Source organism: Streptomyces sp. NBC_01478 (genome assembly GCF_036227225.1).
Lineage (GTDB): Bacteria > Actinomycetota > Actinomycetes > Streptomycetales > Streptomycetaceae > Streptomyces.
Genome location: NZ_CP109444.1, coordinates 1,547,094 through 1,562,709 on the forward strand (window position 1 = coordinate 1,547,094; position 15,616 = coordinate 1,562,709).

Genomic DNA, 15,616 nt, shown 5'->3' on the forward strand with positions numbered 1-15,616 from the left:
CTGTGACAGTGGCGGGCCGTGACGAGCGACGCGCCGTGCCCGGATCGGGCGTGGCGCACCAGCCATGACAGCCCCGGCCGGTTCGGTCCGGCAGCTCGACATCCCGCCACCATGCCGAACCCGCTCCGCCCCTCAACACCCCGCCGCCACACCGGACCGGTCCCGCACCTCAGCACCCCGCCGCCAAGCCGAACCGGTCCCGCCCCTCAACACCCCACCACCACAAGGGAGTTGAACCACCCTCACCGCAACCCCCTCAGCCCTCACCCACCCGCACTCCCCCTCCCCCTACACCCCCCGCTGCATCCGCCGAGCAACCCGCCCATGGTCCCGCAGCACATCCCCCAAGGCCGGCAGCACCGGCTCGCCCCGCTCCACCAGCACCCGCCCGCCCACAACGGTCGTCCACGCCCGCGCGGGCCCGCACCGCAGCCACGCCTCGACGGGATCGCTCAGCGCGCCGGCCAGCGCGACCTCGTGCAGGTCCCAGACGACCAGGTCGGCACACGCCCCCGGGCGGAGGTGGCCGAGCTCGTCGGCGCGGCCCAGGCACCGCGCCGAACCGCGGGTCGCGATGTCGAGGGCGTCGCGCGCGGTCATCGCACCGGGGCCGCCCCGGTAGCGGCCCAGCAGCAGGGCGCCCCGCGTCTCCATCCAGAGCGAGGCGTGATCGGTCGAAGCCGAGCCGTCGCAGCCGATGCCGACGGGCAGGCCGAGTTCGCGCATCTCCTTGACCCTGGCCGTGCCGCCGCCGATCAGCATGTTGGAGCTGGGGCAGTGCGCCACACCGACGCCCGCCGCCGCGAGACGACGCAACTCGTCGTCGTTCGGATAGATGCAGTGCGCGACCCAGGTGCGGTCGCTCATCCACCCGGTGTCCTCGAAGTACTCGACGGGCCGGCAGCCGTAGGTCTCCAGGCAGTAGGTGTCCTCGTCCCGGTCCTCGGCGAGGTGCGTGTGCAGCCGTACGTCGTAGCGCTCGGCGAGTTCCGCGGTCGCCGTCATCACGTCCTTGGTGACCGAGAACGGTGAGCAGGGGGCGAGCGCGACCCGGATCAGCGCGCCGGGTTCCGGGTCGTGGTGGGCCTTGATCAGCCGCTCGCTGTCGGCGAGCACCTCGTCGGTGCTCTGGGTGACGCTCCTCGGCGGCAGTCCCCCGTCCTCGACGGACCGGGTCATCGAACCGCGCGTCGCGTGGAAGCGGAAGCCGATGTCGCGGGCGGCGCGGATCTCGGCGTCGACCAGGTAGGGGCGCGGATGCACATAGAGGTGGTCGGAGGATGTGGTGCAGCCGCCCATGAGGAGTTCCGCCATACCGACGTACGCCGACACGTACGCGGCCTCCTCGTCGAGGCTCGCCCACAGCGGGTAGAGCGTGGTCAGCCAGTCGAAGAGGGTGCCGTTGACGGCGGGGGCGTAGGAGCGGGTGAGGTTCTGGTAGATGTGGTGGTGCGTGTTGATCAGGCCCGGGGTGACGAGCCGCCCGGCGGCGGAGACGGTCGTAGCGGCTTCGGGCTCGGTCCCCGCCGCGCCGACGGCGGTGACCCGACCACCCGTGACGGCGACCCAGCCGCCCGGGATCTCGCGCTCCCCGTCCACGACGAGCAGTTCGGCGTCCTTGACCAGCAGATCCACGGCAGACGACATGCCGACATGGTAGGCGCGGGGCGCCGCGCAGGCCTGGCGAGTCCTCCGATGTCACACGTACGGTGTGATCATCCGCACTCACTCTTCGCAAAGGCGGTCCCCGATGGCCCTGTTCGACCTTCCGCTCGACGAACTCCGCGAGTACCGCAGCGATTCCGCCGAGCCGGAGGACTTCGACGCCTTCTGGTCCAAGACCCTCCAGGAGACCCGCGAGCACGATCTGGACGCCCGCTTCGAACCGGTCGACACGGGACTGTCCACGGTGCGGGTGTACGACGTGACGTTCGCCGGGTTCGGCGGTCACCCGGTGAAGGGCTGGCTCCGGCTGCCGGCCGACGCGGCCCAACCGCTGCCGCTGGTCGTGGAGTTCGTCGGTTACGGCGGCGGGCGGGGGCTCCCGCACGAGAACCTGCTGTGGGCCTCGACGGGCCGCGCCCACTTCATCATGGACACGCGCGGGCAGGGCAGCGCGTGGGGCGGTGGCGGTGGCACCCCGGACCCGGTGGGCGGCGCGCCCGCGTACCCGGGCTTCATGACCCGGGGTATCGACGCCCCCGAGAACTACTACTACCGCCGGGTGTTCACGGACGGCGTGCGCGCCGTCGAGGCGGCCCGTTCGCATCCGCTGGTCGATCCCGCGCGCACGGTGGCGCTCGGCGCGAGCCAGGGCGGCGGCATCACCATCGCCGTCGGCGGGCTGGTCGGGGATCTGGCCGCCATCGCGCCGGACGTGCCGTTCCTGTGCGACTACCCGCGCGCCGCGGTCCTCACGGACCGCCACCCCTACCGGGAGATCGGCAGCTACCTCAAGACCCACCGCGGCCGCACCGGCGACGCCCTGCGCACGCTCTCGTACTTCGACGCCGTCCACTTCGCGTCCCGGGGCCGCGCCCCCGCCCTCTTCTCGACGGCCCTGGAGGACCAGACCTGCCCGCCCTCCACGGTGTTCGCCGCGTTCAACGCCTGGGCGCACGAGGACAAGAAGATCGAGGTCTACGACTTCAACGACCATGAGGGCGGCGGCCCTTACCAGGAGGCGGCCAAGCTGGACTGGCTGCGGTCGTACGTCTGAGAGGCGCCCCTGTGGACATGGCCACGGGTGAGGCGGCCGAGCGGTTCGTGCGGGTCTGGGCGCGGGCCTGGGTGGAGCGCGCCGTCGGACAACAGCCGCGCTGCTGAAGCTGTACGCCGAGGACTGCGTCCACCGCTCGATGCCGTTCCGCGAACCGCACCGCGGGCGGGCCGAGTTGGCCGCGTATCTGCGCTGGTCGTTCGCGGCGGAGCGGGTGGGCGACGTGCGGTTCTCGGCACCGGTCGTCGGCCAACACGGCCTCGCCGTGGCCGAGTTCAGGGTGCCGGCCGAGGAGGACGGCGAGCCGTCCACGCTCGCCGGCTGTGTCTTCGCGCGTTTCGAGGCGGCCGGGCCGGCCGTGGAGACCCGCGACTACTGGCACACGACACCGGGCCACCGGGAGCCGGCCGGCGAGCTGTTCCTCAACTGAACGTAAGACACCTTCCCACCAGTCCGACCAGTCGGTATGTTCAGGGGGCCCGGGTCGCAGCGTCGCGGCCCGGGCTTCCGGCCGACCGCGGAGGCACCATGTCCGAGCACCAGCCAGCCATCGACGGCCACTGCGATCCCCGCTTCACGGCGGTGCGCACGGCGTTCGAGGAGAACTTCCGGGCCCGGGACGAACTGGGCGCCGCGGTGACCGTCACGCTGGGCGGCGAGACCGTGGTCGACCTGTGGGGCGGCTGGGCCGACGCCGCACGGACGCGGCCGTGGGAGCGGGACACCCTGGCCAACGTGTGGTCGACGACGAAGGGCCCGGTGGCCCTGTGCGCCCACATCCTCGCCGACCGGGGCCTCATCGACTTCGACGCCCCGGTGGCCGCGTACTGGCCGGAGTTCGCCGCCGCCGGCAAGGAGAACGTTCTCGTACGACACCTGCTCTCCCACCGCGCCGGACTGGCCGGCCTGCGCGAGCCGCACTCTCTCGCACAGCTCTACGACTGGGAGTTGACCACCGAGCGCCTCGCGGCCATGGAGCCCTGGTGGGAGCCGGGAACACGGTCCGGGTACCACGCGCTCACCTACGGCTTCCTCGTCGGCGAAGTGGTGCGCCGCGTCTCGGGGTTGCTCCCGAGCGCCTTCCTGGAGCGGGAGGTCACCGGCCCGCTCGGGATCGACTTCACCATCGGGCTGCCGGAGAAGGAGGCCGACCGGGCGGCCGAGTTGGTACCACCCCCCACCGCGTCGCCGACTGAACAGGCCGCGATCTTCAGCCAGTTGGCGCCCGCGGCCATCGCCGCGCTGACCAACCCGATCGTGAGCACGGCCGAGGCCAACACCCCGGAGTGGCGCGCCGCGGAGCTCCCGGCCGCGAACGGCCACGGCACCGCACGCGCCGTGGCCGCGCTCTACGGCGTCTTCGCCGGGCGCGGTACCTACGACGGCCACCGCGTCCTCTCCCCCGAGGCGGCCGAGCGGGTGCGCGAGGGGCAGGGCAGTTGCCGCGACCTGGTACTCGGCCCCGGCCTCGGAGGCGACACGGAGATCGGGCTCGGCCTGTGGCTCAGCGGCCCGAACGGCGCGTACGGCCCCGACCCGAGGGCTTTCGGACACGACGGCTTCGGCGGCTCCTGCGGTCTGGCCGACCCGGACGCCGGGGTGTCGCTCGGCTATGTGCCGAACCGGATGGGGCCTCATATCGCCGACGACCCACGGAAGATGGCGCTGATCGACGCCCTGTACAGCGCCCTGTGAGGGGTGATCGGCGCGGGTCGGTTTCGGCCTAACTGCCCTGCCGCTCTTCCCTGGTGGTTTAGACCAATGCTAGATCTGGTCGCGCAACGAGCCCGCACGGCTACGTCTTGTCACCAGTTCTGCTCTCAGTCTTGTCACCAACAGGAGGCGCGGCATGGCCCGCACCACCCCCCACGACCACCCGACCGCCGACGACCAGCCCCTCTACGGCAAGGTCGCCACCCAACTGCTCGGCGAACTCCACGACGGCACCATCCCACCGGGCGAACGCCTGCCCGGTGAACGGCAGTTGGCCGAACACTTCCAGGTCAGCCGGGAGACCGTACGGCAGGCGCTGGAGGTGCTGCGCCGGGACGGGCTGGTCGCCACCGACCGGCGCGGCAGCCACGCCACCCTGCCGGGTCTGCCGGTCGAGAACCCTTCCTCCCTCACCTTCCCGGTCGGCGCCCGCAGCACGGACCCGACGGGCTTCGACCGGGCCACCGTGGCCTGGGAGACTCCCCCGCCGGACCACGCCGAGGCCCTGGGCATCGCCCCGCACCGGCCGACCCTGGTGCACCGCTACGCGTCCGCGGCGGCCGACGGGAGCGGACTGCGTACGGCCCTCACGTCCTTCTCGGCGGTGGCGCTGGCCGAGGTGGAGGAGCTGGCCCGCTACCGCGACCGCGCCGACGGCTCCGCCGCCGCCCAACTCCGGCGCGCCTACGACTGGATGCGCCGGGCCGGCCTGACCCTGCACCACCGGGACGCCATCACCCAGGTCGCGAACGCGCCCTCGGTCCGGGTGACCCGCCGCGTGCACGACCAGTACGCGCGCCCGCTGGAGATCACCGATCTGGTGGTGGAGGCCCAACAGGACGCCCTGATCTACGAGTTCACGCTGCCTGCCGCGGCGGGCTGAGCCCAAGAGCTCGGCACGCGGGCACGCGGCAGGTCCCAACTCGCCGCGTGCCACCGTGACTTAGGCGCTCGTCAGGACCACGAGTCGCTGGGTCGCCCGCGTCATCGCCACATAGTGGTCGACGGCTCCTTCGATGCCCTCGCCGAACTTCTCCGGGTCGACGAGGACGACCAGGTCGAACTCAAGTCCCTTGGACAGCTCGGGAGTCAGCGACCGGACGCGGGGCCTCGCCCGGAAGATGCCCGCGTCCATCTCGGCCGTACCGATGACACAGCCGATCCCGTCCGCGTGCTCGGCGAGCCAGGTGTCGAGGACCGACTCCAGGTCGGAGACGGGTCCGTGGCCGACGGGGATGCCGCTGCTGCGGATCGAGGTCGGCACGTTGGCGTCCGGGAGCACGGCGCGGATGACCGGCTCGGCCTCCGTCATGATCTCTTCCGGGGTGCGGTAATTGACCGTCAGGGAGGCCAGGTTGATCCGGTCGAGCCCGATCCGCTTCAGCCGTTCCTGCCACGACTCGGTGAACCCGTGCCGGGCCTGGGCGCGGTCGCCGACGATGGTGAAGCTGCGGGACGGGCAGCGCAGGAGCAGCATCTGCCATTCCGCGTCGGTGAGTTCCTGGGCCTCGTCCACGACGATGTGCGCGAACGGCCCGGCGAGCTGGTCGGGTTCGATGCCGGGCTGGGCGGCCTCGTCGATGAGGGCGTCGCGCAGGTCCTGTCCGTGCAGCATGCCCATCGCGCCCTCGCTCTCGTCGATCTCCACGTTCTGGAGCAGGCTGTCGATGACGTCGGTCCTGCGGGCGTGTTCGGCGGCGACGGCGGCTTCCTGCCGGCGTTTGCGGCGCGCCGACTCCGGGTCGCCGAGCCGTTGCCGTGCCGCGTCCAGCAGCGGGAGGTCGGACACCGTCCAGGCCTGGGCGTCCGCGCGCTGCAAGCGCTGGACGTCTTCGCGGCTCAGTGCGGGGGCGCACTTGCGCAGGTAGGCCGGTACCGTCCACAGGTCTCCGACGAGGTCGGCCGCTTCGAGCAGCGGCCACGCGCGGTTGAAGGCGGTGAGCAGGTCGCGGTTCTGCCGCAGCGACTTGCGGAGCAGGGCCGGGGTGACCGCGCCGTCCTGGGCGGGGGTGGTGTCCTCGTGCTTCTCGACCAGGATCGTGAGCAGCTCCTGCCAGACGTGCTCGCGTCCCTCGTTGTGCGGGGTGCCGGGTTCGGCCGCCTCGAAGGCCACGGCCCAGTCCTCGGCGCCGAGCCAGATGTCGGACCAGTGGGTGGTGACGTTCATGCCCTTGGTGGGCGGCTCCTCGTAGAACCGGACGGCGGGTTCGATCGCCCGCACCAACTGCACGGAGGACTTCAGCCGGGCCACCTCCGGGTCGGCCTCGATGCCTGCCGCGGCTCCCTCGTCGACGAGGTCCCGCAGGATGCAGGTCTGCACGCCCTCCTCGCCGAGGCTGGGGAGGACGTCGGCGACGTAGTCGAGATAGGGCCGGTGCGGACCGACGAACAGCACACCGCCCTTGCGGTGCCCGAGGCGCGGGTCGGAGTAGAGGAGGTAGGCGGAGCGGTGCAGGGCGACGACGGTCTTGCCGGTGCCGGGGCCGCCGTCGACGACGAGCGCGCCGCGTGATCCCGCGCGGATGATGGCGTCCTGGTCGGCCTGGATGGTGCCGAGCACATCGCGCATCCGGCCCGAGCGGTTGCCGCCGAGGCTGGCGATGAACGCGGACTGGTCGTCGAGCGCGGCGTGCCCGACGAAGCCGTCGGCGGTGAACACCTCGTCCCAGTAGTCGCTGATCCGGCCTCGGGTCCAGCGGTACCTGCGCCTGCTCGCCAGACCCATCGGGTTGGCGTGGGTGGCGCCGAAGAACGGCTCGGCGGCGGGCGAGCGCCAGTCGAGCAGCAGGCGGCGGCCCGTGCTGTCGGTGAGACCGAGCCGCCCGATGTACACGGGCTCAGAGGTGTCTGCGTCGACCATGTGGCCCAGACACAGGTCCAGGCCGAAGCGACGCAGGGTGCGCAGCCGTGTGGTGAGCCGGTGGACCTCCGTGTCCCGGTCCATCGCCGCCCGGCCGATGCCGCCGGGCGCCCTGCGCTCGGCGTCGAGCTGCTCGGTCAGTTCCGCGATCGACTGGTCGAGGCACTCCGCGATGGCCACGAAGTGCCGCTCGTCGCCGGCGATCAGCGCCGGGTCGGCCTTGGCGGAGAGCCGGTCGGGAAGGTCGAAGGCGCTGGTGGTCAGGGGGTTCACGGCATCAATTCCGATCTGAGGTCGCTCACGGCCGTGCGGGCGGCAGGCCGTGTGGACCAGTGCGTACGGGTTCTCGTGTGCGGGGTCGGGCCGGTTCACGCGCGCGTGGGCGGCCTTTCCCCGCCGGCCGGGTCGAGGAGCATCTTCGCCGCCACCGTCGTCCCGTCGGTGCGGAGCCGGCCGGCCACAGTCCGTGCCCGGGCCCGCGTCTCGGGGGCCAGGACGGTGGTGAGAGCGGCCGACAGGGAGTCGTAGGTCGGCGTCGGCCCGTCGTGTGCGACGCCGATGCCCAGCTCGGCCACCCGTGCCGCCCAGTATGGCTGGTCCACGATCTGCGGTACGACCACCTGGGGGGCGCCGGACAGCGTGGCCGCCGTCGTGGTGCCCGCCCCGCCGTGGTGCACCACCGCGGCCACCCGGCGGAACAGCGCCTGGTGATTGACCTCGCCAACGGCGAAGCAGTCGTCCCGGTCGTCGACCGGAGCCAGCTCCGCCCAGCCACGGCCGAGAACGACACGACGGCCGTGCGCTCGTACCGCTTCGACGGCGTCCCGGGCCATGTCGGGCGAGGTACGTAGTGCCATGCTGCCGAAGCCCACGTACACCGGCTCCCCGCCCGCCTTCAGGAACGCCTCCAGATCCGCAGGGAGCGGGCGCTCGTCGGGCAGGATCCACGGTCCGGTCACCACGAGGTCGAGGTCCGTCTGGTCCTGCCACGGGAACAGGTCCGGGTCCGAGGCCAGCCACGGCCGCTCGGTGAACGCGTGGTCGCGGACGTTGTCCACGGGCGGCAGGCCGATCGCCGCCCGGTGCCGGTTCTCCGCCTCGCGGTAGAGGGCGTTCACGCGCTGGGCGTCCTCGTCCCACAGCACCTTGATGTCCGTCTCGTCCGGCGAGGACGGATGGCCGGGCCGGGCCGGCGGCCGGTGCTTCGACGACGGCAGCCCGGCCGTGTGGAAGCAGGCGAACACGTAGCGGATGCCCAGTTTCTCGGCCACCGAGCGGGCGCCGGTCGGCATCAGGCCGCTGGCCAGGAGCACGTCGCACCCCTCGGCCGCCGGAAGCAGCGTCTCGTACCGGGCGGCGACCAGCTCGGGCGCGAGCCGGAACGCGGTCGCCGCCGTCGGCGGCCTCGCCCCGGTCACCACCGAGCGCACCGACGGGCCGAGCGGCACCAGCGGCACACCGGCCCTGGCCAGCAGCTCCACGAACTCCTCGTCCGGCGGCGCGGCGACGCGTACCTCCGCGCCGAGTTCCCGAAGTCGGGCGGCGAGTCCCGCGACGGGTTCGACATCCCCCCGCGACCCCCACGTCGTCAACAACACACGCATTCGCGACTCCCGTTTCCGCAGGTCATGCCCTCAGGCCGGACATTCTGCGGCAGGACGGGGGCCTTGCCGCAAGCCCCCCGGTGCGCTATACGTTAAGAAGGGAAGAGGAGTGAGTACGCCTCCCTTTCCACCCCTCCCCGCAGATCTCGCGAAACTCGCGGCGAAAAAGTCCGCCGCCGATGTCGAGAACCCGCGCCCGGCTCCGTCCCCGAGGTGAACGCGACCACAATGGGTCGCACCAGCACCGAGGAGAACGACCATGGCCAAGTACCTGCTGCTGAAGCACTACCGTGGCGCCCCCGCCGCCGTGAACGACGTCCCCATGGACCAGTGGGCACCCGAGGAGATCACGGCCCACATCCAGTACATGAACGACTTCGCGGCCCGCCTGGAGAAGACCGGCGAGTTCGTCGACAGCCAGGCACTCTCCGCCGAGGGAACGTTCGTCCGCTACGACGGCGAAGGGCGCCCGCCGGTCACCGACGGCCCGTTCGCCGAGACCAAGGACGTCATCGCCGGCTGGATGGTGATCGACGTCGACAGCTACGAGCGCGCCGTGGAGCTGGCCGGTGAGCTGTCGGCCGCCCCCGGGGCCGGTGGCAGGCCGATCCACGAGTGGCTGGAGCTGCGCCCGTTCCTGGGCGCGCACTCGACCACCACGGACTGCACTTTCAAGTGAACGAGGTCCTGCTGAGGAGCCTCACGCCGAGTGTGCTCGGTATCCTCGTCCGCCGCGGAGCAGACTTCGCGGCGGCCGAGGACGCCGTACAGGACGCGCTCGTCGAGGCGGTCCGGGTCTGGCCGGACGATCCGCCGCGCGACCCGAAGGGGTGGCTCGTCACGGTGGCCTGGCGGCGGTTCCTCGACGCGACGCGGGCGGAGACCGCCCGCCGTAGACGCGAGGACCTGGTCGACGAGGAGCCTGTGCCCGGCCCCGCGCCCGCGACGGACGACACCCTCCAGCTCTACTTCCTGTGCGCCCACCCGTCGTTGACGCCGTCGTCGGCGGTCGCGCTCACGCTGCGCGCGGTCGGCGGACTCACCACGCGCCAGATCGCGGAGGCCTATCTGGTGCCCGAGGCGACGATGGCGCAGCGCATCAGCCGGGCGAAGCGCACGGTCTCCGGGGTGCGGTTCGACCGGCCCGGCGATGTGGCCACCGTGCTGCGCGTCCTCTACCTGGTCTTCAACGAGGGCTACTCCGGTGATGTCGACCTCGCAGCCGAGGCCATCCGGCTCACCCGGCAGGTCGCGGACGTGATCGACCACCCCGAGGTGTCGGGCCTGCTCGCGCTCATGCTGCTGCACCACGCACGACGCGCCGCCCGGACCGCGCCGGACGGCAGCCTGGTGCCGCTCGCGGAGCAGGACCGCGGGCGGTGGGACACCACGTTGATCGCCGAGGGCGTCACCATCCTCCAAGTCGCCCTGGCCCAGGACCGGTTGGGCGAGTTCCAGGCGCAGGCCGCGATCGCGGCGCTGCACGCGGACGCGCCGACCGCCGAGGAGACGGACTGGGTGCAGATCGTCGAGTGGTACGACGAACTCGCCGGCCTGACCGACAACCCGGTGGTCCGCCTCAACCGCGCGGTGGCGGTCGGCGAGGCCGACGGCCCGCGCGCCGGCCTGGCCGCACTCGCCGCGGTGGACGACTCGCTGCCCCGCCACACCGCGGTGGCGGCCTACCTCCACGAACGGGACGGCGACCTGACCACGGCGGCACGGCTGTACGCGGAGGCCGCACGCAAGGCTCCCAATCTCGCCGAGCGCGACCATCTGACCCGCCAGGCGGCCCGGCTCAATACCCTCCGGCCCGCGTGAGCTGTTTGCTTTTTCCCGGAAAGTGTGGGCAATTGCCGGGCGTCTCGAATTCCCCTTGCCCACACCATTGGAGAGTTCGTCAAGGGCGATATTGGCAACACCGGAAAGGGAGTTGGCAGGTCATGAACGGCGGCGATTCGCTGCTACGGTGAGCACTCGTCCCGAGGTCGAGCGATGTGGCGTGTCGCCACCCTGACCTCGGATTGCACAGCGAGTGTTCCGCTTCTCACCGGATTCCGTTCACTCTCACCTTTCCCTGTTCGCGGCACTTCCTGGAGTTCTTGAACCATGTCTGCTGAGAGCGTGGCCACCGTCACCTCCACGGCACCGGAGCATTCCGGTACCGCTCCCCGGGACCGGCATCTCGGTCTCGCCCTTTTCGTCATCGCGGCGGCCCAGTTGATGGTCATCCTCGATGCCACCATCACGAATATCGCCCTCCCCGCCATCCAGACCGACCTCGGTGTCTCCGACGCGAATCTGGCGTGGATCGTCAACTCGTACGCGCTGGCCTTCGGCGGTCTGCTGCTGCTCGGCGGCAAGGCCGGGGACCTGTTCGGCCGCCGCCGGATGTTCCAGGTGGGCATCGCCGTCTTCACCCTCGCGTCCCTGCTCGGTGGACTGGCCCCGGACGAGGGCCTGTTGATCGGCGCGCGCGTCCTCCAGGGCGTCGGCGCGGCCCTCGCCGCACCCAGCGCGCTGGCGCTGATCACCACGACGTTCCCGGCGGGCAGGCCCCGCAACCGGGCGATGGGCGTGTACGCCGCGATGGGCGGCCTCGGTGCCACGGTCGGTCTGCTGCTCGGTGGGCTGCTCACCGATGTGCTGGACTGGCGTTGGGTGTTCTTCGTCAACATCCCCATCGGCCTCGCCGTCCTCGCCGGCACCCGCAGCCTCGTCGAGGCACAGCGCCACCCCGGCCGCCTCGACGTCCCCGGAGCCGTCACCGGGACCGGCGGTCTGATCTCCCTGGTCTACGGCATCACGCGCGGCGGCGAACACGGCTGGACCGACGGCTTCACCCTGGGCTGCTTCGGCATCGCCGCCGTCCTGTTGGTGGCGTTCCTGTTCCTCCAGGCCCGTACACCGGACCCGACGATGCCCTTGCGCCTCTTCAAGGACCGTAATCGGTGGGGCAGTTACGCCACCATGCTGTTCATCGGCTCGGGCATGTTCGCCTTCTTCTACTTCCTGACCCTCTATATGCAGCTCATCCTCGGCTACAGCCCCATCAGGACCGGCTTCGCCTATCTGCCGTTCAGTTTCGGCATGGCGGCCGCGGCGGGCGTCAGTTCCAAGCTCGTCGCCCACATCGCGCCCCGGCTCATCGCCGCACCGGGCCTCGTGGTCGCGGCGGTCGGCATGTTCTGGTTCGCCACCCTGGAGCCGGACTCCTCCTACGCCGGGCATCTCATGCCCGCCATGTTCGTCACCGCTCTCGGTCTGGGCATGAGCTTCGTCCCGATGACGCTCGGCGCGGTCAGCGGTGTCGCCCATCAGGACACCGGCATCGCCTCGGCCCTGCTCAACACGGCGCAGCAGATCGGCGGCGCCCTGGGCCTCGCCGTCCTGTCGACGATCTCGAACTCGGCGGCCGACGACAGGCTGCCGCAGGCGGCCGGCGCCCTCTACCGGGGCCTGGCCACCAAGGACCTGGGCCTCGTGTCGAAGGCGGGTGACGCCCTGACGCACGGCTACACGATGGCCTTCGTCGCCGCCGGAGTCGTGTTCGTGGCCGGTGCCGCCGTGACCGCGTTCGCCGTCAGCGCGGGCAGGCAGCAGCACACCGAAGGCGCCGCCCCGGTCCACATGGGCTGAGCCCCCACACATCCGGGCACCATCACGTCGAACCGGCGCGAAGACCGGTCACCTCGTCGTCACTCCCACTGGTACTGGAGGTACTTCCCGTCGAGGGTGATGACGACCCGGTCACCCGCGGGATCGGGCACGCGGCTGACGTCGAGGCGGAAGTTGATGGCGCTCATGATGCCGTCGCCGCACTGCTCGTGGATCAGTTCCTTGATGGTGGGGCCGTAGACCTGAATGACCTCGTAGAGCCGGTAGATCGTCGGGTCCACGGGCACGGCCGCGTCCAACGCGCCCCGGGTGGGCTGGAGTTGGAAGGCGAGGGCGGCGTCCCCGCCGAGTTCGAGGAGGGCGGCGGCCGTCGCCGCCTCGTCCTTGGACATGGGGTGCTGTCCCAGCAGGGCCGCGGTCGTCCACGCGAGCGGTCGGCCCACGGCCTCGGCCAACTGGGCCCATGTGACACCGGTCTTCACCTTGGCCCGGCGGACCGCTTCGCCGGCTTCACCCTTGCTGAGCATGCGCAACTCCGTTCCCGGACAGCACTCTTGGCCACACGCCGTTCAGCGTAGGAGATCACCCAGGGCGCGACAACGGCGCCGCCCTCCGCCCAGTGCGGTCATATGACGGACTCCAGGACATCCGTGGACCCATACTTCCGAACATGACCCACATAGACGTACAACAGATCGAGCGAGCGAACGCCGTCGACCGTACGCCGGTCGTATTCGTCCACGGACTGTGGCTGTTGCCGAGCAGTTGGGACCGCTGGGCGGCGCACTTCGAGCAGGCCGGGTACGCGCCGGTCTCCCTGTCCTGGCCCGACGACCCGGAGACGGTCAAGGAGGCCAACGAGCACCCCGAGGTCATGGCGGGCAAGACCGTCGGCCAAGTCGCCGACCACCTCACGGAGTTGATCGGCACGCTGACGCGCAAGCCGGCGATCGTCGGCCACTCCTTCGGCGGACTGCTCACACAGATCCTCGCCGGACGCGGACTGTCCGCCGTGTCCGTGGCGATCGACCCGGCGCCGTTCCGGGGTGTGCTGCCGCTGCCGGTGTCCGCGCTGCGCTCCTCCGCACCCGTCCTCAGCAACCCCGCCAACCGCAATCGCGCGGTCCCCTTGACCTACGACCAGTTCCGCTACGGCTTCGCCAACGCCGTCGGTGAGGAGGAGGCACGGGAGTTGTACGAGACGTTCGCGGTGCCCGCGCCCGGTGCCCCGCTGTTCCAGGCGGCCACGGCGAACCTCAACCCGTGGACCGAGGCGAAGGTCGACACGGAGAACCCCGATCGCGGGCCGCTCCTGATCATCTCGGGCGAGAAGGACCACACCGTGCCCTGGTCGATCGCCAACGCCTCCTACAAGAAGCAGCAGCACAACAAGGGCGTCACGGAGATCGTCGAGATCAAGGACCGGGGCCACGCGCTGACCATCGACCACGGCTGGCAGGAAGTCGCGGACACCGCCCTGTCGTTCGTGCGCCGCTACGCCTGAACTCCCGCACCGCCTTCCTCGACCTCACCCGGAGCTGACCCATGTCGCTCTCCCGTAGACCCTTACTTCTCGGGGCGGCCGCCGCGGCAGGCGCCCTCGCGGCCACCGCTCTCCCCGCCTCGGCGGCACCCGCCACCGGAGGCAAGCACCCCGCACCGAAACCGACCGTGGTCCTGGTACACGGCGCGTTCGCCGACGCGTCCAGTTGGTCGGCCGTGGCCTCCCGGCTCCAGAAGGCGGGATACACGGTCGTGGCGCCCGCCAATCCGCTGCGTGGACTGACCGCAGACGCCGGCTATCTCTCCGCACTGCTCAAGACGATCGACGGCCCGAAGGTCGTCGTAGGACACTCCTACGGCGGCGCGGTCATCACCCAGGCGACCGCGGGCGACCCGAGCGTGAAGGCGCTCGTCTACGTCGCGGCCTTCGTGCCCGACAAGGGCGAGCAACTGGGCGAACTCGCCGCGCGATTCCCCGGGTCGCAGCTCGGCGACGCGTTGCAGCCGCTGCCCGACGGCTCGGGCGGTACCGATCTGGCCATCCAGACGGCGAAGTTCCACGCGGTGTTCACCGCCGACCTCCCGGCGTCCACGTCCGCACTGCTGGGCGCCTCTCAACGCCCCATCAGCGCGGCGGCGTTCACGGACGTCGCCACGGCGGCGGCCTGGCGCGACATCCCCTCGTGGGCGGTCGTGGCGGCGCAGGACAGGGCGATCGCGCCCGACCTGGAGCGCTTCGAGGCCGAGCGGGCCGGTTCGCACACGGTCGTGGTGGACTCCTCGCACGTGGTGATGATCTCCCATCCCGACCTGGTCACGAAGGTCATCAAGTCGGCGGCATCCGCGACGAGTTGACGTCCACACGATCCGCTACGGCAGTCGTCGCGCCGCGACCATACGGACGCGGGGGCTGCCGTCGTCACGACGCCCGAACTCGGGCAGGGCGTAGAGGTCGACGTCGAATCCGGTCCGCTCCAACTCCGGCCGCACGAAACCGAGTTGGAAGTCCCGGTAGTACATGACGAAGGGCGGGCGCCAGACGGCGTTGCGGACCTTCATCGCCGCGTCGAAGCCGGACAGCATCCAGTACGCGGGGGATGTGGGGCGCGGCGGCGCGACGACGGGGAAGGCGAAGCAGCCGCCGGGCCGCAGCACGGAGTGGACCTGGGCGAAGAGCCCCGGCAGTTCACGGGGCAGGAAGTGGCCGAACGCCCCGAAGCTCACCACCAGGTCGAAGGCGGGCGCGAAGGGGAGGGCCCTGGCATCGCCGCGCACCCATGAAACGCGGGGCTCGCCGCTCGTCACCTGCTCCCGTGCGACTTCGAGCATGCCCGCGCTGAAGTCCACGCCGGTGACACTCACTCGGCACGTCTTCGTCAGCACCTCGACACCCGCGCCCGTACCGCAGCACAGGTCGAGTCCGTCGTCGAAGGGGCCGACGCGGCGCAGCATCGTGGCGACCGCGTCGAGCAGCGGGGCCGGTGTCCGGAACGGGGTGTGGTCGAACTTGGGCGCGAGGAGGTCGTAGCCGTGCTCGACGGACGACAGGGCCTGGACGGCGAGTTCGCGCAGACTGGGGCCTTCGGGGCTGAACACCCG

14 protein-coding genes are annotated in these 15,616 nt (G+C 71.3%); 9 read left to right on the top strand and 5 right to left on the bottom strand.

Translation table 11 applies throughout. From position 1 onward, the window contains the following. Positions 1 to 288: 288 nt before the first annotated feature. The gene (locus tag OG223_RS07005) at positions 289 to 1,647 is read right to left on the bottom strand and encodes an 8-oxoguanine deaminase (protein ID WP_329243897.1); all 1,359 of its coding nucleotides are present in this window, start codon (positions 1,645 to 1,647) and stop codon (positions 289 to 291) included. Positions 1,648 to 1,750: 103 nt separating this feature from the next. Between OG223_RS07005 and OG223_RS07010 the strand changes: the two genes are divergently transcribed. The 4 genes from OG223_RS07010 (at position 1,751) to OG223_RS07025 (ending at position 5,315) form a co-directional block, all read left to right on the top strand. After that, positions 1,751 to 2,719, top strand: a complete 969-nt coding sequence (locus OG223_RS07010) for an acetylxylan esterase (RefSeq protein WP_329243899.1) — start codon at positions 1,751 to 1,753, stop codon at positions 2,717 to 2,719. Positions 2,720 to 2,858: 139 nt separating this feature from the next. After that, entirely contained in the window at positions 2,859 to 3,149 is a 291-nt protein-coding gene (locus OG223_RS07015; RefSeq protein WP_443073693.1) for a nuclear transport factor 2 family protein, read from the top strand. Positions 3,150 to 3,247: 98 nt separating this feature from the next. After that, positions 3,248 to 4,414 carry a serine hydrolase domain-containing protein gene (locus OG223_RS07020; protein WP_329243902.1) on the top strand — a complete coding sequence of 389 codons (1,167 nt, stop codon included), beginning with the start codon at positions 3,248 to 3,250 and terminating at the stop codon, positions 4,412 to 4,414. A 154-nt stretch (positions 4,415 to 4,568) separates the two neighbouring features. After that, positions 4,569 to 5,315, top strand: coding sequence for a GntR family transcriptional regulator (locus OG223_RS07025; protein WP_329243905.1), 747 nt, complete (start codon positions 4,569 to 4,571; stop codon positions 5,313 to 5,315). 60 nt (positions 5,316 to 5,375) lie between these two features. Here OG223_RS07025 and helR read toward each other — a convergent pair whose 3' ends face one another. Next, positions 5,376 to 7,565 (bottom strand): RNA polymerase recycling motor ATPase HelR, encoded by a 2,190-nt coding sequence (helR, locus tag OG223_RS07030; protein ID WP_329243908.1) that lies wholly within the window; start codon positions 7,563 to 7,565, stop codon positions 5,376 to 5,378. A 95-nt stretch (positions 7,566 to 7,660) separates the two neighbouring features. Then, positions 7,661 to 8,896: a glycosyltransferase gene (locus tag OG223_RS07035; RefSeq protein WP_329243911.1), complete on the bottom strand. Its 1,236-nt coding sequence runs from the start codon at positions 8,894 to 8,896 to the stop codon at positions 7,661 to 7,663. A gap of 259 nt (positions 8,897 to 9,155) precedes the next feature. Here OG223_RS07035 and OG223_RS07040 point away from each other — a divergent pair, with 259 nt between their 5' ends. The 3 genes from OG223_RS07040 (at position 9,156) to OG223_RS07050 (ending at position 12,535) form a co-directional block, all read left to right on the top strand. Continuing rightward, a complete protein-coding gene (locus OG223_RS07040) occupies positions 9,156 to 9,575 on the top strand; it encodes a YciI family protein (protein WP_329243914.1) in 420 nt (139 codons plus the stop codon). Further along, positions 9,572 to 10,717: an RNA polymerase sigma factor gene (locus OG223_RS07045; RefSeq protein ID WP_329243917.1), complete on the top strand. Its 1,146-nt coding sequence runs from the start codon at positions 9,572 to 9,574 to the stop codon at positions 10,715 to 10,717. The genes OG223_RS07040 and OG223_RS07045 overlap by 4 nt, the downstream gene beginning before the upstream one ends. A 288-nt stretch (positions 10,718 to 11,005) precedes the next feature. Further along, positions 11,006 to 12,535: an MFS transporter gene (locus OG223_RS07050; protein ID WP_329243920.1), complete on the top strand. Its 1,530-nt coding sequence runs from the start codon at positions 11,006 to 11,008 to the stop codon at positions 12,533 to 12,535. Between the two features lie 59 nt (positions 12,536 to 12,594). On the opposite strand, the gene cynS is transcribed toward OG223_RS07050, so the two are convergent. Next, the gene (gene cynS / locus OG223_RS07055; RefSeq protein ID WP_329243923.1) at positions 12,595 to 13,041 is read right to left on the bottom strand and encodes a cyanase; all 447 of its coding nucleotides are present in this window, start codon (positions 13,039 to 13,041) and stop codon (positions 12,595 to 12,597) included. Between the two features lie 143 nt (positions 13,042 to 13,184). Between cynS and OG223_RS07060 the strand changes: the two genes are divergently transcribed. After that, positions 13,185 to 14,018 carry an alpha/beta hydrolase gene (locus OG223_RS07060; protein WP_329243925.1) on the top strand — a complete coding sequence of 278 codons (834 nt, stop codon included), beginning with the start codon at positions 13,185 to 13,187 and terminating at the stop codon, positions 14,016 to 14,018. Between the two features lie 41 nt (positions 14,019 to 14,059). After that, positions 14,060 to 14,872, top strand: coding sequence for an alpha/beta fold hydrolase (locus tag OG223_RS07065; protein WP_329243928.1), 813 nt, complete (start codon positions 14,060 to 14,062; stop codon positions 14,870 to 14,872). A gap of 15 nt (positions 14,873 to 14,887) precedes the next feature. Here the strand turns inward: OG223_RS07065 and OG223_RS07070 are convergent, their stop codons facing one another. Beyond that, a complete protein-coding gene (locus OG223_RS07070) occupies positions 14,888 to 15,613 on the bottom strand; it encodes a class I SAM-dependent methyltransferase (protein ID WP_329243930.1) in 726 nt (241 codons plus the stop codon). Positions 15,614 to 15,616 lie beyond the last annotated feature (3 nt).